At 61.9% G+C, this 22,799-nt stretch carries 18 protein-coding genes and 1 tRNA gene; 10 read left to right on the top strand and 9 right to left on the bottom strand.

Annotated elements, in window-relative coordinates; translation table 11 throughout:
- Positions 1–27: 27 nt before the first annotated feature.
- The 3 genes from NCR98_RS06910 to mfd form a co-directional block, all read right to left on the bottom strand.
- Positions 28–1,029 (bottom strand): threonine/serine dehydratase family protein, encoded by a 1,002-nt coding sequence (locus NCR98_RS06910; RefSeq protein ID WP_244827939.1) that lies wholly within the window; start codon positions 1,027–1,029, stop codon positions 28–30.
- Between the two features lie 29 nt (positions 1,030–1,058).
- A complete protein-coding gene (gene argE, locus NCR98_RS06915; protein WP_244827938.1) occupies positions 1,059–2,279 on the bottom strand; it encodes an acetylornithine deacetylase in 1,221 nt (406 codons plus the stop codon).
- A gap of 202 nt (positions 2,280–2,481) precedes the next feature.
- Positions 2,482–5,958, bottom strand: coding sequence for a transcription-repair coupling factor (gene mfd, locus NCR98_RS06920; RefSeq protein WP_244827937.1), 3,477 nt, complete (start codon positions 5,956–5,958; stop codon positions 2,482–2,484).
- A 238-nt stretch (positions 5,959–6,196) separates the two neighbouring features.
- On the opposite strand from mfd, the gene ispD reads away from it, so the two are divergent.
- On the top strand, positions 6,197–6,856 hold the full coding sequence (ispD, locus tag NCR98_RS06925; protein ID WP_250525838.1) for a 2-C-methyl-D-erythritol 4-phosphate cytidylyltransferase: 660 nt from the start codon (positions 6,197–6,199) through the stop codon (positions 6,854–6,856).
- Between the two features lie 38 nt (positions 6,857–6,894).
- Positions 6,895–7,386 carry a 2-C-methyl-D-erythritol 2,4-cyclodiphosphate synthase gene (gene ispF / locus NCR98_RS06930; protein ID WP_244827936.1) on the top strand — a complete coding sequence of 164 codons (492 nt, stop codon included), beginning with the start codon at positions 6,895–6,897 and terminating at the stop codon, positions 7,384–7,386.
- Between the two features lie 33 nt (positions 7,387–7,419).
- On the opposite strand, the gene NCR98_RS06935 is transcribed toward ispF, so the two are convergent.
- The 4 genes from NCR98_RS06935 to ompR form a co-directional block, all read right to left on the bottom strand.
- Complete coding sequence (locus NCR98_RS06935; protein WP_244827935.1) at positions 7,420–7,944, bottom strand: carboxymuconolactone decarboxylase family protein; 525 nt, start codon at positions 7,942–7,944, stop codon at positions 7,420–7,422.
- 107 nt (positions 7,945–8,051) lie between these two features.
- Entirely contained in the window at positions 8,052–8,600 is a 549-nt protein-coding gene (locus tag NCR98_RS06940) for a peroxiredoxin (RefSeq protein WP_244827934.1), read from the bottom strand.
- A gap of 194 nt (positions 8,601–8,794) precedes the next feature.
- Positions 8,795–10,159, bottom strand: coding sequence for an ATP-binding protein (locus tag NCR98_RS06945; RefSeq protein ID WP_244827933.1), 1,365 nt, complete (start codon positions 10,157–10,159; stop codon positions 8,795–8,797).
- Between the two features lie 66 nt (positions 10,160–10,225).
- On the bottom strand, positions 10,226–10,951 hold the full coding sequence (gene ompR / locus NCR98_RS06950) for an osmolarity response regulator transcription factor OmpR (protein ID WP_008349770.1): 726 nt from the start codon (positions 10,949–10,951) through the stop codon (positions 10,226–10,228).
- 270 nt (positions 10,952–11,221) lie between these two features.
- On the opposite strand from ompR, the gene NCR98_RS06955 reads away from it, so the two are divergent.
- Positions 11,222–11,581, top strand: a complete 360-nt coding sequence (locus tag NCR98_RS06955) for a hypothetical protein (protein ID WP_250525839.1) — start codon at positions 11,222–11,224, stop codon at positions 11,579–11,581.
- A gap of 12 nt (positions 11,582–11,593) precedes the next feature.
- A complete protein-coding gene (locus tag NCR98_RS06960) occupies positions 11,594–12,583 on the top strand; it encodes a DUF1501 domain-containing protein (RefSeq protein ID WP_250525840.1) in 990 nt (329 codons plus the stop codon).
- A 268-nt stretch (positions 12,584–12,851) separates the two neighbouring features.
- Here the strand turns inward: NCR98_RS06960 and NCR98_RS06965 are convergent, their stop codons facing one another.
- Positions 12,852–13,682, bottom strand: a complete 831-nt coding sequence (locus NCR98_RS06965) for a squalene/phytoene synthase family protein (protein ID WP_250525841.1) — start codon at positions 13,680–13,682, stop codon at positions 12,852–12,854.
- Positions 13,683–13,920: 238 nt separating this feature from the next.
- On the opposite strand from NCR98_RS06965, the gene NCR98_RS06970 reads away from it, so the two are divergent.
- On the top strand, positions 13,921–14,307 hold the full coding sequence (locus NCR98_RS06970) for a hypothetical protein (protein WP_250525842.1): 387 nt from the start codon (positions 13,921–13,923) through the stop codon (positions 14,305–14,307).
- Positions 14,308–14,685: 378 nt separating this feature from the next.
- A tRNA-Leu gene (locus tag NCR98_RS06975) sits at positions 14,686–14,772 on the top strand.
- Between the two features lie 66 nt (positions 14,773–14,838).
- Here the strand turns inward: NCR98_RS06975 and NCR98_RS06980 are convergent.
- Positions 14,839–15,993 carry a glycerate kinase gene (locus tag NCR98_RS06980; RefSeq protein WP_250525843.1) on the bottom strand — a complete coding sequence of 385 codons (1,155 nt, stop codon included), beginning with the start codon at positions 15,991–15,993 and terminating at the stop codon, positions 14,839–14,841.
- 558 nt (positions 15,994–16,551) lie between these two features.
- Here NCR98_RS06980 and tig point away from each other — a divergent pair.
- From tig to lon, 4 genes are all read left to right on the top strand, one after another.
- A complete protein-coding gene (gene tig / locus NCR98_RS06985) occupies positions 16,552–17,898 on the top strand; it encodes a trigger factor (RefSeq protein WP_250509030.1) in 1,347 nt (448 codons plus the stop codon).
- Positions 17,899–18,037: 139 nt separating this feature from the next.
- Entirely contained in the window at positions 18,038–18,691 is a 654-nt protein-coding gene (clpP, locus tag NCR98_RS06990) for an ATP-dependent Clp endopeptidase proteolytic subunit ClpP (protein ID WP_244827926.1), read from the top strand.
- Positions 18,692–18,871: 180 nt separating this feature from the next.
- Positions 18,872–20,143, top strand: a complete 1,272-nt coding sequence (gene clpX, locus NCR98_RS06995) for an ATP-dependent Clp protease ATP-binding subunit ClpX (protein WP_244827925.1) — start codon at positions 18,872–18,874, stop codon at positions 20,141–20,143.
- A 186-nt stretch (positions 20,144–20,329) separates the two neighbouring features.
- On the top strand, positions 20,330–22,750 hold the full coding sequence (gene lon, locus NCR98_RS07000) for an endopeptidase La (protein WP_244827924.1): 2,421 nt from the start codon (positions 20,330–20,332) through the stop codon (positions 22,748–22,750).
- The last annotated feature ends 49 nt before the right edge of the window (positions 22,751–22,799 follow it).

Here is a 22,799-nt window from a genome sequence, read left to right on the forward strand (position 1 = left end):
GTTCCACTCAGCGCCTGCAATGGCACTTCACGTACTCGCCAAATGCGTCGCGAACGTCGCCGGGTCCGTGTTGGTTCCGCACAGCAACACGCCCACGCGCTTGCCTTGCAGACGCTCGCGCAACGGTCCGAGCAGCGCGGCGGTCGCTGCCGCGCACGCCGGTTCCACAGCCAGCTTCAGTTCGTTGAACAACTGCCGCATGCCGTGCCGCAACGCGTCGTCCGATACGGTGACGATCTCGTCGATATGTCGCCTGCACAGTTCATAGCTGTATTGCTCGGTATGCGGCGCCATCAATGAATCGGCGATGCTGTGCAGGGAACTCAGCTTGATCGTGTGATTGGCGGCGAAGCTGCGGCTCATCGCATCCGCGCCTTCCGGTTCCACGCCATAGACATGCAGCGAAGGGTTGGCGAGACGCATGGCGGTCGAAACGCCGGCGGACAGCCCGCCACCGCCGATTGGCAGGATGACCGCATCGAGATCCGGCGCCTGCGACGTCCACTCGTAACCGAGCGTCGCCGTGCCCAGCACCGTTCGATAACCATTGAACGGATGCACGAAGAAGCGTCCTTCCTCGGCCTCGATGCGCCGCACGATCTCGAAGGCCTCGATCACATTTTCCGCCAGCACGACTTCCGCGCCGAAGCGCCGGCAAAGCGCGATGCGCGTCGGACTGGCGTTCTTCGTGATGACCACCTTCGCGCCCACTTCCATGCGCTGCGCCGCGTAAGCCACCGCGACCGCATGATTGCCCGCCGACACGCACGTCACGCCTGCCGCGCGTTCGCTGTCGGTGAGCGCGAGGATGTTCGAGAACGCGCCACGCGCCTTGAACGTGCCGCTTGCCTGCAGCAGCTCGAACTTGAACGTGACGGGTGTGCCTTCGAGCGTCGGAAAATCGTGCCGCTCGAAGATCGGCGTGCGCGCTACCCAGGGCGTGAGCGCCATATGCTGCTCGGCGATCTCGTCGAGGGTCGGAATGGGCGTGCCGTCGATCGTATGGTCGGAATGCGTTGCTGTGGACATGGCTCGATGGATCGTGCGACGGTCGATGACTAGCGCGCCTGGGCTTCGACCGACATGCTATGGATGAACTTGCCGAGAAACGCTTCGCAAGCGACGAGTTGGTCGAGCGACACGTATTCGTTCGCCTTGTGCGCCTGTTCGATGTTGCCCGGTCCGCACACGATGCTCGGCACGCCCGCAATCGCGAAAAGTCCCGCTTCGGTGCCGTAAGCGACCTTGCGCTTCTCCTGATTCTCGGTGAGCGCGCGCACGAGTTGCGTGATGGCGGCCTGCTCGGTGGCGTCGAGTCCGGGCGCGGCGGCGATCTTCGAAAATTCGATGGCCGCGTTCTCGTGCTCCTTCTGCATTTTCGGCAAGAGCGTGTCGCGCGCGAACGCTTCGATGCGCTTGAAGATAGGGTCCGGATCGATGGTCGGCAGGTTGCGGAATTCGAAGTCGAAAGTGCATTCCGCGGGCACGGTGTTGAGCGCGTTGCCGCCCTTGATCGTGCTCGTCTGCGCGGTGGTGAAGGGTACGTCGTAGAACTCGTCGAACGGGCCCTTGGCGCGGAATTCATCGGCGACGTCGCGAATGAAGCAGATGAGGCGCGCGGCGTACTCGATCGAATTCAGCCCCTTCGGCGTAAGCGACGAATGCGCCGCAAAGCCACGCACGCAGCAGCGGAACGCGTTGATGCCCTTGTGCGCGATGACCGGGCGCATGGAAGTCGGTTCGCCGACGATACAGCCATCCGGATTGACGCCGCGCTTTTGCAAGTCGGCGATCATGAGCGGCGCGCCCGCGCAGCCTACTTCTTCATCGAACGAAAGCGCGAAGTGGATCGGCTTGGCGAGCTTTGTCGCCTGCATCTTCGGCAGCATTGTGAGCGCCGCGCCGATGAACCCCTTCATGTCGCAGGTGCCGCGACCGTAGAGCAGACCATCGCGGATTTCGGGCTTGAAAGGATCGCTTTTCCAATTTTGACCGTCGACCGGCACCACGTCGGTGTGTCCCGACAGCACGATGCCGCCGTTTGTCTGACCGTCGTGCGCGGGCACCGTGGCGAAGAGATTGGCCCACTGGCCGCGTGAATCGGTCGTGATGCTGGCTTCGACACCCGCTTTGCGCAGTTCGTCGCGCACGGTTTCGATGAGGCCGAGGTTGGGATTGCGGCTGACTGTATCGAAGGAAACGAGACGTTCGATCCAGGGTAAGGATTGAGGCGTGGCGGAGGTCGTGGCTTGTTGCGCCTCAGCGGCGATTTGGGACATTTTTCGCTCCTGCGGGGTAGAAGCCGATCATAGCCGAAACCACGCTTGCTGACCTTCTGGTCAATATATGCGCTGCGGCATGGCTCCCGTCGCTGCCTTTCAAAGAGCGGCAATGACGGGGTGCGTCGGGCGGGGCGCTTGACCCTTCTTCCGGTCGATGCGCGCGCCGTGTCTCCCGTCGATACCAACGCGCCGGATGAACCTAGCGCGCCACGGCCGCCGACTGCCGCACCGGCGCGCCGAGCGCGCGCAACGTTTCCTTCACCGTGGCAATGCGCACCGCGAGATCGGGGCTGCGCGTTTCGATGCGCAACTTGTCCTGTCCCGCGAGCTTGATGTGCTTGTTCTTCTGCACCATCTCGATGATCTTCATGGCATCGACAGGCGGATTCGGCACGAACTGCAAGCCGATGGAACTCTCGTTGGCGTCGATCTTCGAGATACCGAGCGGCTTCGCCGCAAGCCGCAACCGATGCGTCTCCACGAGCGCATGCGCTTGCGGCGGCAACTTGCCGAAGCGGTCGACGAGCTCTTCGAGAATGCCGTCGATGGCATCGCTCGATTCGCAGTTCGCAAGCCGCTTGTAGAGCGAAAGACGCTCTTGTACGTCCGCGCAATAGTCGGCGGGCAAGATGGCCGGTGCGTGCAGATTGATCTCGGTCGTGGCGGCGAGCGGCGCGTTGAGATCCGGCTCGCGGCCTTCCTTCAGTGCGCGCACGGCGTCGTTGAGCATATCGGTGTAAAGCTGAAAACCGATCTCGTGAATCTCGCCCGATTGCTTGTCGCCGAGCACTTCGCCCGTGCCGCGAATCTCGAGGTCGTGCATGGCCAGATAGAAGCCCGAGCCGAGTTCCTCCATCTGCTGAATGGCTTCGAGCCGGCGCTGCGCCTGCTTGGTCAGCGACTGCGGGTCGTGCACGAGCAGATACGCATAAGCCTGATGGTGCGAACGCCCGACACGCCCGCGCAACTGGTGCAGTTGCGCGAGTCCAAACTTGTCCGAGCGATGCATGATGATGGTGTTCGCGCTCGGCACGTCGATACCCGTTTCGATGATGGTCGTGCACAGCAGCACGTTCGCGCGCTGGCCGACGAAATCGCGCATCACGCGTTCGAGTTCGCGCTCGTGCATCTGGCCGTGCGCCACGGCAATGCGCGCTTCGGGCACGAGTGCTTCGAGCATGGAACGGCGATTCTCGATGGTTTCCACTTCGTTATGCAGGAAGTAGACTTGCCCGCCGCGTTTCAGCTCGCGCAGCATGGCTTCGCGAATGACGCCGTCTTCCTCGCGTCGCACGAAGGTCTTGATGGCAAGGCGCTTCTGCGGCGCGGTCGCGATCACGGAGAAGTCGCGCAGGCCTTCGAGCGCCATGCCGAGCGTGCGTGGAATGGGCGTCGCGGTGAGCGTGAGTACATCCACTTCCGCACGCAACGCCTTGAGCGCTTCCTTCTGCCGCACGCCGAAGCGATGTTCCTCGTCGATGATCACGAGCCCGAGCCGCTTGAACTTCACATCCGACGACAACAGCTTGTGCGTGCCGATGACGATATCCACACTGCCTTCGTTGATCTGCGCGATCGACTGCGTGACTTCCTTCGAACTCTTGAAGCGCGACAGTTCGGCAATCCGCACGGGCCAGTCGGAAAAGCGGTCGGTGAAAGTCTGCGTATGCTGTTCGGCGAGCAGCGTGGTGGGGGAAAGTATCGCCACTTGCTTGCCCGCCATCACCGCGATGAACGCCGCGCGCAAGGCCACTTCCGTCTTGCCGAAGCCGACATCGCCGCACACGAGCCGATCCATCGGCTTGCCGCTCGTCATGTCGCCGATGACCGCGGCAATCGCGGCGCCCTGGTCGGGCGTTTCCTCGAAGCCGAAGCTCTCGGCGAACTTCACGTAGTCGCGTGGATCGAGCTTGAACGCGTAGCCTTCGCGCGCGGCGCGGCGGGCGTAGAGGTTGAGCAGTTCGGCTGCGGTATCGCGAATCTGCTGCGCGGCCTTGCGTTTGGCTTTTTCCCATTGGCCCGAACCGAGCGTGTGGAGCGGGGCGCTTTCGGGATCGGCGCCGCTATAGCGCGAGATCACATGCAACAACGCGACGGGCACGTAGAGCTTGGCGTCGTTCTGGTATTCGAGGTGCAGAAACTCGGTTTCGCCTTCGCCGAGGTCCATGGACACGAGACCCATGTATCGGCCGATGCCATGCTGCGCGTGCACCACCGGATCGCCGATTTTCAATTCGGCGAGATCGCGCACCATCGAATCGACATTGCTCGCCTGTTCCTGGCGGCGGCGTCCTGCGCGGCGCGCGAGCGGCCCGTAGAGCTCGGTCTCGGTGACGATAGACAGCTTCGCTTCCGGCAACGAAAAACCGTTCGCGAGCGGCGCTATGCCGAGCGTGAATTTGGCATCCGCGCCGAGCCATTCCTGGAACGTGTCGCGCAGTTCGCCGCGCAAGCCGTTATCGACGAGCAATTGCTGGATGGCTTCGCGCCGTCCCGCCGATTCCGCGACCAGCATCACGCGGTTTTCGGTCTGCTCCAGATAATGGCGCAGCGCGAGCAACGGTTCGTCCGCGTGGCGGTCGATAGCAAGCCCTGGCAGCGGCACGGCCCAGCCGCCTTCGGGCGACGCCGGGAACTTCAGTTGCGCGAATGGCTTGGCGAACGTGAAAAAGTCGTCGTCGCTGAGAAAGAGGCGGCGCGGTTCGAGCAAAGGCCGCTCGCGGTCATGCGAAAGAAAGTTGTAGCGCTGCTTCGTGTCGGCCGTGAAGCGTTTGATCGCGGCGTCCATGTCGCCGACGAACGCGAGTTGCGAGTTCTCCGGCAGATAGTGAAAGAGGGTTGCGGTGTCGTCGAAAAAGAGCGGCAAGTAATATTCGATGCCCGCCGACGGCACGCCGCTGCCGATGTCCTTGTAAATCTGCGAGCGGCTCGGATCGCCCTCGAACACTTCGCGCCAGCGGCTGCGAAACGCGGTGCGCGCGGCTTCGTCGAACGGAAATTCGCGGCCCGGCAAGAGGCGCACGTCGCGCACGGGATACAGGCTGCGTTGCGTGTCGGGATCGAAGGCGCGGATGGAATCGACCTGATCGTCGAACAAGTCGAGGCGATACGGCAGCGGCGAGCCCATTGGATAAAGGTCGATCAGCGAGCCGCGCACGCAATATTCGCCGGGACGCACGACCTGACTCACGTGCTCGTAACCCGCGAGCGTCAACTGCGCCTTGAGCTTGCTTTCGTCGAGGCGCTCGCCCTGCGTAAATGAAAACGTGTAAGCCGCGAGAAACGACGCGGGCGGCATGCGATAAAGCGCCGTGGTCGCCGGCACGAGCAGGATGTCGCAACGTCCTTCGCCGAGATCGTGCAGCGTCGCGAGACGCTCGGACACGAGGTCCTGATGCGGCGAGAACGTGTCGTACGGCAGCGTTTCCCAGTCCGGCAAGAGACGCACGCGGGCATCCGGCGCGAAATAGGGGATTTCGGTTGCGAGGCGTTGCGCATCGACCGCGCTTGCGCAGAGCACCGTCAAGAGCCGCACGGACTCGCGATTTGCCGTGTAATAACGCGCGATGGCGAGGGCATCGGATGAACCGGGCGCGCCGTCGAAGACAAAGCGCTGACCCGCCTTCACGAGCGGGATGGGAGAACTGGACTGCGCGTTGACGGCTTTCGAGGACATATATATGCAATTAACCGTCGGCTCTTTCGCCCTCTTCGAGGACGGGCCGGACGTGGTCGCTAAAGACCTATTATAAAATCCGGGCTCCACTTTGACCTGGCTCAGTGATCTGCCCGTGACTACGACTGCAAATTCGTCAAATGCGCCGTCTACTGCGCCAACGATTTCACCCGCCACTACCTCGCGCCTGTTCGCGCTGATTCCGTGCGCCGGCAACGGCAGCCGCTCTGGCGCACCCATGCCGAAGCAATATCAGACCGTCGCGGGCCGCCCGATGCTTGGGTACACGTTATCCGCCTTCGACGCGTGTTCCGAATTCTCGCAGACCCTCGTCGTACTCGCTCCCGACGATCATCACTTCGATGCGCGCCGCTTTGCCGGCCTGCGCTTCGCGGTGCAGCGCTGTGGCGGGGCTTCACGACAGGCATCGGTGTATAACGGTCTCGTCGCGCTGGCCGATTTCGGCGCACGCGACGACGACTGGGTGCTCGTCCACGACGCCGCGCGTCCCGGCATCACGCCGGAACTGATTCGCAAGCTCGTCGGCGCCCTGCGTCACGACGCCGTGGGCGGCATTCTCGCATTGCCGGTCGCGGATACGCTGAAACGGATCGCACCGAGCATGCCCGATGCAGCGGATGACCACCCGCGCGTCGCCCGCACGGAATCGCGCGACGGGCTCTGGCAGGCGCAAACGCCGCAGATGTTCCGCCTCGGCATGTTGCGCGAAGCGATCGAACGTGCGCGTCACGACGGTCACGATCTCACGGACGAAGCGAGCGCAATCGAATGGCTCGGCCACTCGCCGCGATTAGTTCAGGGCAGCCTGCGCAACTTCAAGGTGACCTATCCGGAAGACTTCGCGCTCGCGGGCGCGATGCTCGCCACGAAGGCCTGACGGCTCCGACACACACTTTCTACAGCAAGGTTGCATCGATGGATTTCAGAATCGGACAGGGATACGACGTACATCAGCTCGTCGAGGGCCGCCCGCTTATCATCGGCGGCGTGACGATTCCCTACGAACGCGGCCTGCTCGGCCATTCGGACGCGGACGTGCTGCTGCACGCCATCACCGACGCGCTCTTCGGCGCGGCATCGCTTGGCGATATCGGCCGGCACTTTCCGGATACCGCGACGGAATTCGCCGGCGCCGACAGCCGCGTGCTGCTGCGCGAAGCGTTCAAGCGCGTGTCGGAAGCGGGTTTCGCCATCGCCAATATCGACAGCACGATCATCGCGCAGGCGCCGAAGCTCGCGCCGCACATCGAGGCGATGCGCGCGAATATCGCGGAAGACCTGGACTTGGCCGTCGATCGCGTCAACGTGAAAGCGAAGACCAACGAAAAGCTCGGCTATCTCGGCCGCAAGGAAGGTATCGAGGCGCAGGCCGCGGTGCTGTTGCGGCGCACGTCGATCGATAGTTGAAGTCGAACGCCACGCGCGCGTGGCGTCAAGGGCTTACTTCGCCTCGGCCTCGATGGCGAGCGCCACCGCGTTGATCACGGCCGCGATGCGCCCGACATCGCGCAACTGGGTCGTCGACATGCCTTCGGTGACGAGATTCTGGTAGTGCGACTTCACGCAGAAGTGACACTTGCCGATGATCGACGCCGCGAGCGCGTACATCTCGAAGCGCCGCTTGTCCACGCCGCCGTGCGATGCATACGCGTTCATGCGCAGTCCAGCCGGCTGCGTCTTGAGATCGGCGTTGTCGGCCATCTCCAGGTACGGATACCAGACGTTGTTCATGCCCATCAGCGCGGACGCCGTGAGCGCGGCATTGACTTCTTCCGGCGCCATGACACCCGACTCGCGGATGATATTCACGATCTTCGTCGCCTTCGCGGCATACGCGGCGGCGAGCGCGACGCCGACCGCGTCGTTGCCTTCCAGCGACGAACGGGCGATCGTCCCGTCGACATTCAGGCGAATGTCTTTCGCGTAGTCCGGCACCAGCTCCTTGATCGATGACAGGAATTCCATGCGTTCTCCTTATTCGATGGCGTCAATAAAGCCCGCCGGCTTCCAAGCGGGCGCTCGAAAGAGGGCGGGCTACGGGCGTTGCCTCAGGCGCTTAAAGGCTCGTGCGATCAGAGCGTCGAGCCGCCGACCGCGCGATTGCACGGGCAGAGTTCGTCCGTTTGCAGGCCGTCGAGAATACGCAGCACTTCTTCCGGATTGCGGCCGACGTTCAGGTTATTGACCGAGACGTGCTGAATGACGTTGTCGGGATCGACGATGAACGTCGCGCGCAGCGCCACGCCGGCTTCCTTGTCGCGCACGCCGAGCTGGTCGATGAGTTCGCCCTTCACGTCGCCGAACGAGTAGTGGTTCAGCTTGTTCAGGTCCTTGTGCTCACGACGCCATGCGAGCTTGACAAACTCGTTGTCGACGCTGCCGCCGAGCAAAATGGCGTCGCGGTCTTCGAAGTCCTTCGCCAGCTTGCCGAACTCGACGATTTCAGTCGGGCAGACGAACGTGAAGTCCTTCGGGTAGAAGTAGATGATTTTCCACTTGCCCGGAAACGACTGCTCGGTGATTTCTTCGAATGCCGACTGGCCGTTTTCTTCGTGGTGATTGAAACCCGGCTTGGCAGCGGTGACGGTGAATGCTTCGACTTTATCGCCAACGGTCTTCATGCAGTGACTCCTGTGTTCGTTGAAAGGACAAACGCAAAATGAGGCTACTGAATCTTCGTAACGCGGACATGAAAACAATCGTCATGCCATCGCGCTGCACAAATCCATATTAAGCGTATCACTAAATCGAAGCAATAGTATTTGACTATAACTTCGAATAGTTTTTGACGAATTTCCAGGAAACGCGGGAGGTGTCAGACGCCGTCGAAACGTGCGCCCTTCATCACCGGGAAATCGATGGTGACTTCGAAGCCCGCAAGCGGCGTGCGATTGCGCAGGCGCAACGTGCCGCGCTGACGCGAGACGAGCCGCTGCACGATCGCCATGCCGAGACCCGTGCCGTTCGCTTGCGTGCGCGCGGCGTCGACACGATAGAAGGGCCGTGTGATGAGCGCGACCTGATCGTCGGGGATGCCGCGGCCTTCGTCCATCACCGAGAGTTCGACCTTGCCATGTGTGACGCGCGTAAGCACGGTGATCCGCGCGATGTCGTCCTGCTCGCTGCGCCCGTACTTGCGCGCGTTTTCGAGCAGATTGCCGACCACGCGGCGCGCATCCGTCGGGTCGCCTTCGATCACCGCGCCGGGCGCGAGGTCGGTGCGCATCACGACGCCTTCGTCGGCCTGGAAGCGCGCGACGAGTTCGCTCGCGATCATCGAAAGATCGACGGCCTCGGGCATGCGCTGCATCGGCCGCGCGTAGTCGAGGAAGCGCCCGATGATCATGTCCATCTGTTCGATGTCGTCGATCATCGCGAGCTTGGTGGCCTCGTCCGACGGGCTCATTTCGGTTTCGAGCCGCAAACGCGCGAGCGGCGTGCGCAGATCGTGCGAAATGCCCGCGAGCATCAGCGCGCGGTCCGCTTCGAGCTGTTCGAGGTCTTGCACCATCTGGTTGAAGCTTCGATTGGTTTCCGCGGCGACGCCCATGCCGCGCTCCGGCAACGGCTCGGGCGATTGTCCCGAACCGACCTTGCGCGCGGCGAGCGCCAGTCGCGCGAACGGCCGGTTCACGAGACTCGTGATGAACGCCGCGCCGAAGAGCGACAGCGCGAGCGCGAAAACCCCCCAGCCGGCCCATTGCAGACCGGTGACGGTATCCAGTTGATCGCGGTCGAGCGCGACCCAATAGTCGTCGTCGTCGATCTTGAAGCTGATCCACACGCCGGGAATCTCGTTCACGGATTGCGCGATGATCGTGTCGTTGCCAAGGCGTCCGCGCACGTCGCGCTCGATCAGACGGTTGAGCGATTCATCCGGCTGCAAGCGGTATTTGTCGGTGGTCTCACGCGGATACACGCGCACGCCTTCGTTGCTCTCCAGATCCTGCAGGAGCGCGCGACGAAGATCGGGATCGGAATAGAGCAGGGCCGTGCGCGTGAGCTTGACCACGGCGACGAGCTGAAGCGCCACGCGCTGCGCGCGAGGCTCCCGCTCGATCACTCGAAAGCTCTGGAACCATGCCGTGAGACTGACCGCGATGAGCAGCGCGATCAGCGCGAAGGTTCGCCAGAACAGGCCGCCGAACGCAAGCGCCAGTAGCCGCCTGTCGATGCGCATGGGTCTATCGGGTTCGGCTCGATGGAGGAAAAAAAGCGTGGCGGACTCGCGTCAAAGCATGAGGCATCAGGCCGCGCCGTCGGGAATGAACACGTAGCCCAGGCCCCACACCGTTTGGATGAAACGCGGGCTGCTCGGGTCCGGCTCGATCAGCTTGCGCAGGCGGGAAATCTGTACGTCGAGACTGCGGTCGAACACTTCGTATTCACGGCCGCGCGCGAGTTCCATCAGCTTTTCGCGCGAGAGCGGCTGACGCGGATGCCGTGCAAACACCTTTAGCACCGAGAATTCGCCCGTGGTCAGCGGAATTTCCTGGCCGTTCTTGGTAAGCGTGCGCGTGGCGAGATTCAGCGCGAATTCACCGAACTCGAATACCTCGGTGGTTTCGGACGGCGCGCCCGGCAACTCCGACGGCGTCTGGCGGCGCAGCACCGCGTGAATGCGCGCGACGAGCTCGCGCGGATTGAACGGCTTCGGCAAATAGTCGTCCGCGCCCATTTCCAGACCGACGATGCGGTCCACGTCCTCGCCCTTGGCCGTCAACATGATGATCGGCGTGCGGTCGTTGCTGCCGCGCAGGCGGCGGCAGATGGAAAGACCGTCTTCGCCTGGCAGCATGAGGTCGAGCACGAGCAGATCGAAGCGCTCGCGCACCCAGAGTTTGTTCATCGACGGCGCGTTTTCCGCGACATACACGTTGAAGCCTTGCTCGCCCAGGTAACGGCGCAGCAAATCGCGCAGGCGCGGGTCGTCGTCGACGACGAGAATTTTGGATGGGTTCTTGGTTTCCATGGCGGCATCTTAGCGCGTTTGTTCAATCGTCGAGTTTGTAACAAAAGCGAGTGTAACAGTCCGTTACAAAATTTACGGCGACTGTGGCACGCCCAAAAGGTTCTATGCGTACACTCCCTTACCTAAGCCCGCCATTCGGTAGATACTCCATTAGACCAGCGCGTCATTTGGCCGGACCAAGCCTTTTGAGACGTGCGCTAAAAGAATGAGGCTGTCCGGTTGTCGAGCAACGAAGGGAAAAACATGTTGGGAGCGCGGCAACGCGGACCCGTGCGCGTCGAGCGCATCTTCAAGCTAACGCTTCTCGCCAGCGCGCTCTGCGCCATCCTGAGCACGCACCATGTTTTCGCCCAGACGCCGGCCTTCGCGCGTCCCTCAACCGCTTTCGACACCACGTCCGACACCCGGCCGAATCGCTTCGACGGCCGTATGATTCGCGCGCAGCAGCGCTCGTCCAAGACCGGCAATCTTCCCGACCGCGACACTAAAGCCGCCACGATGCAGCCTGTTCAGCAGGTCGATCAGGCACCGCCCGCGCGTCCTCCGCGCCATACCGTCATGACCGCCGATGAGCGGCGCCTCTTGCGTCAACATATCGAAGAGGCCGTGCGCGATCTCTACAAGCGTTGAGCGCGAGCCGCGATGAACCGACGCCGCTTCATGCAGATTGCCGGCGCGCTTGCAGGTGGCGCGAGCGCGGACGGATTCGCCACGGCGCGTGCGCGACGTTCGATCAAGACGTTGGTGCTCGTCGAACTCAGCGGCGGCAATGACGGCCTCAACACGGTCATCCCGAGCAACGATGATCGCTATCGCGCGCTCAGGCCGACGCTTGCGATCCCGCGCGAGCATGTCTTGCATCTTGATGAGCAAACCGGGCTGCATCCTTCCTTGCTCGCGTTGATGCCGGCTTGGGAAGCGCGCGAATTCGCCATCGTCCAGGGCGTGGGGTATGCGAGCTCCAGCCGCTCGCATTTTCGCTCCCGCGAAATCTGGGATACGGCTTCGAGCGCCGCCGAATATCGCCGTGATGGCTGGCTTGCGCGTTCGGACGCAACGCGTGCGAGCGTCGTTGGCACGGCGGAGGCGGGGCCTTTCGCAAATGCCAGCCGCGCGGTCGAATGGATCGGGCAGGCACGCGCTTCGTTTGCCGCTTCATGCGATGCGGCGTCGCGTTTCATCGTCGGGCGCGCTGAACGTGACAAGGTCGCGCTCGTGCGTCTTACGCTACCGGGGTTCGATACGCATGAGCATCAGGCGGCCAAGCACGCGCGTGTGTTGGCGCAGCTTGCGGACGGGCTCGCTTCGTTGCGACGCGCGTTGATCGCGTCGGGCGACTGGCGCGGCACGCTCGTGATGAGTCATTCGGAGTTCGGGCGCTCCGCTCGTGAAAACGATGCGCGAGGCACCGATCACGGCGCGGCCGCACCGCAGTTTGTGTTGGGTGGAAGCGTGAGCGGCGGGCTGTATGGGGCAGCGCCACGTTTGGATGACTTGGACGTCGATGGCGGCGTGAGCGTCGGCATCGACTTCAGGCGGGTTTATGCGACGGTTCTGAGCGCGTGCGCGGAGCTCGAATCGGTGGCGAGCCTGAGGCCGACTTTAGACGCGCTGCCATTGATTCGGGCGTAGACGTTATTGCTATGTCCTAGCGGTCTTCCGTTTCCGGCTCGCGCCATTGAAGAGCTGCCGCTCACGCGTTCGACCCGATCGCTAGCCGCATTGGGCCTCCTGCGCAAACGCTGCGGTTTCTTCGCGTGCATTGGCCGTTTGCAGGTCAAATGGCGGAGGCGGTATTCACGAGCGCCTTCGAATCGCGGTGACGACGTCAGCCCGTTGCGACCCGCGTCCAATCGACGCGCCGAAGAATCAACAGCAATGAAAAGCGCTGTCCACGCACCTATCGCGTCCGCCAGGTAATCCAGAGCTTCCGAATTGGCGTTAGCGCTATCCGCTGGTGCAGCACCTGAAAACCCTCGCGCTCGATCTCGTCGAGCAGCGCAAGCGACAGCGCCGCCTGCGAGCGCAAAACACGTTGCGATGAACGCTCGGCCGGCGGTATTGCGGCAAGCGCATCTTCAAGCGCACGTCGGGCGCGTTCGGTCTGGAAGCGCATCAGTTCCGTGAAGCTATCGCTGTATTTGCGATTGATGATGTCCGCCGCCGTCACGCCAAAGCGCTGCAGTTCGTCGATAGGAACGTAGATGCGTCCATGTCGCGCGTCGTCGCCGATCTCCTGCACGCGCTCGGCCAGCAAGAGCGCCGAGCCGAGCGGCGGCGCCCACGACGCGGCCTGCGCCGGATCGCGCGCGGTCGCACGCGCGACCGCCGTTCCGAACGCGCCGCCAGTCTGCTCCAGATAGCGACGCAGTCCTGGCCAGTCCAGATAGCGCGCCTGATCGAGATCCATGCCGAAGCCATCGATCAGCGCGCGGCCCGCATCTTCGAGCACGGGTTGCGCCGCGGACGGTGCGTGCGCCAGCAAGGCTTTCGTCACGGGATGCGTGGGTTCACCGGCATCGAGCTTGCCTAGTTCGTTTTGCCACCACGCGTGCTTGGTCCGCCCGATGGTCGGGTCGCTCGTTTCCTTCACGGTCTCTTCGAGTTCGCGCCGCAACGCATAGAGCGCGCTCAAAAGCGGCTGACGCGCCGTGGGCGCGCGACGGAGCGCGTAGTAAGTGCCCGAGCCTTCGGGCGCGGCTTTTTGCTGGCAATAATCGTCGAAATTCACGAACTGAGCTTGTGGGGTAGGCCAAGTGGGGCGGGGCGTCCGGCTTTGATTGTTCTGACGCATGAACGTGACGCGACGCCTATTTTATCCGCCCGCGAAAGGCTCCGCTGCCAGGCGCGGCGAACGTCTTCCCGATGCACGGTGATCGACGCGGATGTGCGCCGACCCACCGACGCCGTTTTCGCGCCGCGCAACACTGGGCGCTCGTGAACGAACCGCGCGCGCACCGGAGGCTGCCATGGCCCTCAGCAAGACCGAGAACAAGCAGTTTGGAGACAGATGCCTGCCGTTTCTCCTGAGAAGCGTGGCAAGCGATTTCGGCTTCGATTTTCGAGTGTGTCCGCGTCAGATGCACGTCTCGCCGACCATGGGACTGCACATCACGGCCAACCGCGCCAGCGATGCAAAGCTGTCTTATCCGCTGAACGTTTTCGTGTTCCTGCCGCCATCTAGCGTGCGGCAGTTTCTGTCGCATATCGACAGGCCGATTGCGGCAGCGCAAGCAAGCGAAAGGATGCCTGACGAGATCAAAAAGCTGATGGGGCAATCGGGTATCGATTTCGCCGGACGCTCGCAGGCCAAAGGCGAAGTGGTCATGGTGGAGTTGGGCGGCGTGTCCGTCTGACGATGCACGCTGCGGCTTCTTGCACTCAATCGCGCGCCGCAATTTGACGAGCCGCGCCGGAGGAGATGCTTGAACCGTGAACGGATGCGTGAGCCCTGAATCGTTCGCTGTCGGGTGGCTCACAACAGACGCGACTATCCTCGAACCCGGCAACAATCGACGTCGAGGATTCCTGAAGATTCAATGCTTTCCCTGAGCTAAAATCACGCCCCTAGAAAGCTGTCACGGATTTTCCCAGACATCACCAGACGAATGCGTTAGAATCTCGGGCTCGACACACTGGACCGGTGTCGAACACGGCGAAACAGCGCCGGGCGCTTTGCGGCGCCACGCAACCAAGGTTGCGCGGCAAAACGAAACCCCGCTCGAAGTCGTGCTGCGAGGATGGCGAAATTGGTAGACGCACCAGGTTTAGGTCCTGACGCCAGCAATGGTGTGCGGGTTCGAGTCCCGCTCCTCGCACCAAACAAACCCCTTTGTTTTTGAAAGGGGTTTTTTGTTGGCGCTTGCCATTTCGCAAGCACCGACCCCTCACTTCGCTCCAAACCTCAACCGCGTCAACTGCTCCGCTTCGTTCGCCAGCAAGCGCGCGGCATCACGAATCGCGACATCGAGCGTGATCGGGCCGGGCGCGGGCGAAAAGCATCCGCTGAAAAACTCCGACAGACGCGGCAGCGCCGCCGAATCCACCGCGCCCGACAAAAGCGTCGCCGGCACGCCTGCGTCCCGCGCGTGCTTGCAGGCGATGAACGGCGCCTTGCCGTGCAACGTCTGCACGTCCGACCGGCCTTCGCCGGTGATTAGCCAGTCAGCGCCCTCGAGTGCCGCATCCAGTCCGATCTCTCGCGCAACCACTTCGGCGCCGGTTTCGAAGCGCGCGCCCAGCATATGCAGCGCGAAACCCAGGCCACCCGCCGCGCCCGCGCCCGGCTCGTCGCGCTTGACGATTCCCATCGCCGGTTCGAGTCGATCCGCGAAATGCGCGAGGGCGGCATCGATGGTCGCCACTTGCTCCGGCGTCACCCCCTTCTGCGGACCGAAGATCGCGGTCGCGCCGTGCTTGCCGGTGAGCGGATTATCGACGTCCGACATGCCGATGAACTCCGCTTCCTTCACGCGCGGATCGAGCCCCGACGCATCGATACGCGCGATCTTCGCCAACGCCGACGGCACCGGCTCGAGTTCGCGCCCGTTCGCATCGAAAAGCTTCAAGCCCAGCCCGACGAGCAGACCCGCGCCGCCGTCGTTCGTGCTGCTGCCACCCAGCGCAACGTAGAACGTGCGCGCGCCCGAATCGAGCAGGGCGCGAATCGCCTCGCCCATGCCAAGCGTGCTGCGCTCCGTGACGGGCGTCGCCATGCCGTCCGGGTCCGTGATGCCGACTACTTCGGCCGTCTCGATGATCGCGCCGCCATCCGCCAGCAATCCGGTCGCCGCGTCGCGCCGGGCCGAAGCCGCGCCGCGCACGTTGAGCAGACGTCGTTCGCCGCCTGCGGAGAGCATGGCGTCGAGCGTGCCTTCGCCGCCATCGGCCATTGGATGAGTGCGTATTTCGGCATCCGGTCGCGCGCGCAAAATGCCCTCTGCAATGGCGTTGGCAACGCCCTCGGCGGAAAGCGAACCCTTGAACGAATCGGGCGCGATGACGACGACAGGGGCAGACGTGGCAGACGTGACGTTAGGCATGGTGTCTCGAATATTTTCTGTGTGAGTGGACGTTGAAAAAGCCGAAGCGAAGCCCGATCTATGCGCATTGCATCGCGCGTCGCCATGCGTATGGCGCGTGCGCTTCATGCGTTGAGGTAATCGAGCGCGCAACGCAACGCGCGCTCTTTTCGCTTCTCGTGAATCACGCGCCGGCAAGCTTATCAGCGCTCCGCCCGCAGCAAAATAGCGAAGGTGCGATAACCGCCATCGCAGTGTCGCGCCGATAGACTCAAAATGTGTATTTCGAGCGGAATTGCGCTGAAAAACCGTGCAAATCGCTCGAAACGGGCCAAGCGGGTTTCGTGGTCAGAGGCCGCGCGATTTGTTTGCTAGAATACTTGGCTCTGCCGGCTGACTCGGCGTTGGCGAACATCTGGCGGTCGCGAGATGCGCTCCCTTGTCTCGACATGGCGGCGCGTTTTCGAAGCCCGACATCGCACCCGGCGCGGCTCATGCAGAACTCATCCGGACCCGCGCAACCAGAACCGCGGAAGAACCGAACACCGAACACCCGAATACTCTAGGACGATTGAAGCCATGGCTAACGTAGTTGAAAACCTCGGCAAGCTCGAACGCCGCGTCACCATCTCGCTGCCGAAAGACACCGTGCAGAAGGAAGTGGACTCGCGCATCCGCCAGTTGGCCAAGACCGTGCGCATGCCGGGCTTCCGCCCGGGCAAGGTGCCGCTCAAGATGGTCACGCAGCAATACGGCGGTCAGGTCGAAGCCGAAGTGCTGAGCGACAAGGTCGGCAAGGAATTCTTCGACGTCACGCGCACCGAAAACCTGCGCGTCGCGGGCCAGCCGAGCTTTGCGCCGAAGGTCGAAGCCGCTGCGGAAGACTACGCATTCGACGCCACTTTCGAGGTGTACCCCGAAGTGAAGCTCGGCGACGTTGCCACCGCTGAAATCGAACGCACCGTCACGACCATTTCCGAAGCCGAAGTCGACCGTACGCTCGACATCCTTCGCAAGCAGCGCGTGCACTTCCACGCGCGCGGCGAAGGCGGCGAGCATGGCGACGGCGGCGCGGACACGGCGGCCAAGGAAGGCGACCGCGTCACGCTGGACTTCATCGGCAAGCTCGACGGCGTGCCGTTCGAAGGTGGCAGCGCGGAAGACTTCGCGTTCGTCTTGGGCGAAGGCCGCATGTTGCCGGAATTCGAACAAGCAGCGACCGGCCTGAAGGTCGGCGAAACGCGCGAGTTCGACCTTACGTTCCCCGAGGACTATCACGGCAAGGACGTCGCCGGCAAGACCGCGCAGTTCGCCGTCACCGTGAAAAAGATCGAGTGGCCGCATCTGCCGGAAATCGACGCGGAATTCGCGAAGTCGCTCGGTATCGAAGACGGCGATCTCACGAAAATGCGCGGCGAGATCAAGGACAACCTCGAGCGCGAAGCAAAGCGCCGCACGCAGCAGATCGTGAAGAATCAGGTCATGGACGCGTTGCTCAAGATTTCCGAACTCGACGTGCCGAAGGCGCTGATCGAACAGGACCAGGAACGTCTCGTCGAAATGGCGCGCCAGGATCTGCAACAACGTGGCGTGCCGAACGCTGCCGACGCACCGATCCCCGCCGAAATGTTCGCTGAACAAGCCGAGCGTCGCGTGAAGCTGGGCCTCGTGCTGGCAGAACTGGTGAAGGCCAACGAACTGCAGGCCAAGCCCGAGCAGATCCGCGCGGAAGTGGACGAATTCGCCAAGAGCTACGAAGACCCGAAGGAAGTCGTCCGCTGGTATTATTCGAATCAGCAGCGCCTCTCCGAAATGGAAGCGTACGTCGTTGAAAGCAACGTCGTCGATTTCGTTCTCGGCAAGGCCAAGGTGACCGACAAGGAAGTCAGCTTCGAGGAACTGGCCAGCGCAACGGCGCAAGCCTGACGCGTAGAGCCCGGGGGCGTGCGGGTCGTCGGACTGACGGCCCTCACGCCTTTTTTGCATTAAAGTTTGTGCGTACGCATGCCGTTCTACCGGATGCTCCTTCGTCGATCAGTATCCCTATTCCGAACAAGGAAATTGCATGACCTTTCGCGCTGAATTGCTCGACACACTGGCGTCCCACGCATCGCGGGACTTCGAAGCCCAGGCGCTCGGCCTCGTTCCGATGGTCGTGGAAACCAGCGGCCGCGGCGAGCGTGCCTATGACATCTATTCGCGCCTCCTGAAAGAGCGCGTGGTGTTTCTCGTCGGCGAAGTCAATGATCAGTCGGCGAATCTTGTCGTCGCGCAGTTGCTGTTTCTCGAGAGCGAAAATCCGGACAAGGACATCAGCCTCTACATCAATAGCCCGGGCGGCTCGGTTTCAGCCGGCATGGCGATCTACGATACGATGCAATTCGTCAAACCCGACGTCACCACGCTTTGCATGGGGCTCGCCGCAAGCATGGGCGCGTTCCTGCTGGCGTCGGGCGCAAAGGGCAAACGCGTCGCGTTGCCGAATGCGCGCGTGATGATTCACCAGCCGCTCGGTGGCGCGCGTGGTCAGGCGTCGGACATCGAAATTCAAGCGCGGGAAATCCTGTACTTGAAGGAGCGTCTGAACCAATTGCTGTCGCATCACACGGGTCAGCCGGTCGAGCGCATTGCACGCGACACCGACCGCGACAACTTCATGTCGGGCGATGACGCGCAAGCGTACGGCATCGTTGACCAGGTTTTGCACAAGCGTCCTTAAGGCGTCCGGAACGACGCCGCGCCGGCTTCCACGAAACACGAAGCCGGCTGTTGCGAGTGGCGCATGCGGCGTCACGCGAAACGCGCCAAAACGCGCTTCGGACGGGCCACACAGGCGAAACTGCGTGGCCGGATCGAAGGGCGTATCATGTAACAAGAGTGTCCGGAGGCTCACACATTTATGGCGGACAAAAAAGGTTCCAGCAGCGAAAAGCTGCTGTATTGCTCGTTTTGCGGCAAGAGCCAGCATGAGGTGAAGAAGCTCATCGCTGGGCCGTCCGTGTTCATCTGCGATGAATGCATCGACTTGTGCAACGAGATCATTCGCGACGAAGCGGCCGGCGCGGCAGAAGAGGCCGGGCTGACCAAGTCCGACCTGCCGAGCCCGCAGGAAATCAGCGACATCCTTAATCAGTACGTCATCGGCCAGGAACGCGCGAAGAAAATTCTCGCTGTGGCCGTGTACAACCACTACAAGCGACTCAAGCACCTCGACAAGAAAGACGAGATCGAGCTGTCGAAGAGCAACATCTTGCTGATCGGGCCGACCGGCTCCGGCAAGACGCTGCTCGCGCAGACGCTTGCACGCATGCTGAACGTGCCGTTCGTCATTGCCGACGCTACCACGCTGACCGAAGCCGGTTATGTCGGTGAAGACGTCGAAAACATCATCCAGAAGCTGCTGCAGAACTGCAATTACGAAGTCGACAAGGCGCAGCGCGGAATTGTTTATATCGACGAAATCGACAAGATCAGCCGCAAGTCGGATAACCCGTCCATCACGCGCGACGTGTCGGGCGAGGGCGTCCAGCAGGCGCTGCTGAAACTTGTCGAAGGCACGATGGCTTCGGTGCCGCCGCAAGGCGGGCGCAAGCATCCGAACCAGGACTTCATTCAGGTCGACACGACCAACATCCTGTTCGTTTGCGGCGGCGCGTTCGACGGGCTCGAGAAAGTCATTACCGACCGTACGGAAAAAACCGGCATTGGCTTTGGCGCGAGCGTGAAGAGCAAGCAGGATCGCGATGCTGGCGAAGTACTGCGGGATGTGGAACCGGAAGATCTGATCAAGTTCGGTCTTATTCCCGAACTGATCGGCCGTCTGCCGGTTGTGGCCACGCTCGGCAAGCTTGACGAAGCCGCGCTCGTGAAGATTCTGATCGAGCCGAAAAATGCGCTGGTGAAGCAATATCACAAGCTCTTTGCCATGGAACGCGTGGAACTGGAGATTCGTCCGGCGGCACTGCAGGCCATCGCGCAAAAAGCCATTCGTCGCAAGACGGGTGCGCGCGGGTTGCGTTCGATCTTGGAACAAGCGTTGCTCGATGTCATGTACGAGCTGCCGACCATGAAGGGCGTTTCGAAGGTGATCGTCGACGACAACACGATCGACGGCGACGGCAAGCCGTTGCTCATCTACGAAGACGCACCGAAAGTAGCAGGGTCGAACTGAAGCAGGCTGTGTCCCGGCGAAAGGCCGTTCATGGCAACGTGAACGGCCTTTGTTTATTTTTTCGGTTTATTGTGGACGTTACTGACCAGGTCGTCGACTAACGACTTTTCCCTTCCGATAAAGGCTTGCAATAGCTCTTAACGGCCTTACTTACGAACGAACCGATTCCATTAATGGGGAAATGAAATGTCAGGAACCCAACTCCTCCCGCAGGAACGCATCACGTTGCCGCTGCTCCCGCTGCGCGACGTAGTCGTTTTCCCGCATATGGTGATTCCGCTCTTCGTCGGGCGGCCCAAGTCGATCAAGGCGCTCGAAGCCGCGATGGAAGGTGGCAAGCACATCATGCTCGTCGCCCAGAAAACGGCGGCGAAGGACGAGCCGACCGAAAAGGACATGTACGAAGTAGGGTGTGTCGCCAACATCCTGCAAATGCTCAAGCTGCCGGACGGTACCGTGAAGGTGCTCGTCGAAGGCTTGCAGCGCGCAAAGACGCTGTCCATCGAAGAACAGGAAACGCAGTTTTCCTGCGATGTGATGCCGCTCGAACCCGACCACGCCGACAGCGCCGAGACTGAAGCGCTGCGTCGCGCGATCGTGTCGCAGTTCGATCAGTACGTGAAGCTCAACAAGAAGATTCCGCCCGAGATCCTGACGTCGCTGTCGGGCATCGACGAAGCGGGTCGTCTCGCGGACACCATCGCCGCGCATTTGCCGCTCAAGCTCGATCAAAAGCAGCACATCCTCGAGATGTTCCCTGTGATCGAACGCCTCGAGCATTTGCTCGCGCAACTCGAAGCTGAAATCGACATCCTCCAGGTCGAGAAGCGTATCCGTGGCCGCGTGAAGCGCCAGATGGAGAAGAGCCAGCGCGAGTATTACCTGAACGAACAGGTCAAGGCCATCCAGAAGGAATTGGGCGAAGGCGAAGAGGGTGCGGATCTCGAAGAACTCGAGAAGCGCATCACGGCCGCGCGCATGCCGAAGGAAGCCAAGAAGAAGGCGGACGCCGAGCTCAAGAAGCTCAAGCTCATGTCGCCGATGTCGGCTGAAGCCACTGTCGTGCGCAATTACATCGACACGCTTATTGGTCTTCCGTGGCGCAAGAAGAGCAAGGTCAACAACGACCTGACCAATGCCGAGCGCGTGCTCGACGAAGACCACTTCGGTCTGGAAAAAGTCAAGGAACGCATTCTCGAATATCTCGCGGTTCAACAGCGCGTGGAGAAAGTGAAGGCGCCGATTCTGTGCCTCGTCGGGCCTCCGGGCGTCGGCAAGACGTCGCTTGGGCAGTCCATCGCTCGTGCGACGAATCGCAAGTTCGTACGCATGGCGCTTGGCGGCGTGCATGACGAGTCCGAGATTCGCGGGCACCGTCGCACGTATATCGGTTCCATGCCCGGCAAGATTCTGCAAAGCCTGACCAAGGTCGGCGTGCGCAATCCGCTCTTCCTGCTCGACGAAGTCGACAAGATGGGGATGGATTTCCGCGGCGATCCTGCATCGGCGTTGCTCGAAGTGCTGGACCCGGAACAGAACCATACGTTCGCGGACCATTACATCGAAGTGGATTTCGACCTGTCGGACGTGATGTTCGTCGCGACGTCGAACTCGCTCAATATACCGCCGCCGCTGCTCGACCGGATGGAAGTCATCCGCCTTTCGGGTTACACGGAAGACGAGAAGGTCAGCATTGCGCAGCGTTATCTGTTGCCGAAGCAAAAGCGCAACAACGGTCTGAAGGACGGCGAGATCGAAGTGGCGGAACAAGCCATCCGCGACATCATTCGCTACTACACGCGTGAAGCGGGCGTGCGTTCGCTCGAACGTGAAGTGTCGAAGATCTGCCGCAAGGTCGTGAAGATGCTGTTGCTGAAGAAGGCCGAAGGCGCGGTGAAGGTCGATGGCACGAACATCGACACCTTCCTCGGCGTGCGCAAGTACGACTTCGGTCTGGCCGCGAAGGAAAACCAGATCGGTCAGGTGACGGGTCTTGCGTGGACGGAAGTCGGCGGCGATTTGCTGACGATCGAAGCGGCGGTCATGCCCGGCAAGGGTGGCGTGATCCGCACGGGTTCGCTCGGCGACGTGATGAAGGAATCCGTCGAAGCGGCGCGCTCGGTGGTGCGTTCGCGTTCGCGTCGTCTCGGTGTGTCGGACGAGGCCTTCGAGAAGAAGGACATCCACATTCACGTGCCCGAAGGTGCGACGCCGAAGGACGGTCCGTCCGCCGGTATCGCCATGACGACGGCGCTGGTTTCTGTGCTGACCGGTATTCCGGTTCGTGCGGATGTAGCGATGACGGGCGAAATCACGCTGCGCGGCGAAGTGCTGCCTATCGGCGGGTTGAAGGAGAAGCTGCTGGCGGCGCATCGCGGCGGCATCAAGCTCGTGCTGATCCCTGAAGAAAACACCAAGGATCTGGCCGACATTCCGGACAACGTGAAGAACGCCATCGAGATCATTCCGGTTCGCTGGATCGATCGCGTGTTGGAACTGGCGCTCGAACGCGCGCCGGCACCGTTGCCGGAAGAAGAAGCCAAGCCGCCAGTGGCCGCTGAAGCGAAGAAAGATGGTCCGGCTGTCGGCGAGTTCGTGAAGCACTGAGCACGCTTCATTGACGCTGCCGCACTTACGGCCCAAGTCGTAAAAAAAG

It is taken from the genome of Caballeronia sp. GAWG2-1 (genome assembly GCF_023631405.1).
Taxonomy (GTDB): Bacteria; Pseudomonadota; Gammaproteobacteria; order Burkholderiales; family Burkholderiaceae; genus Caballeronia.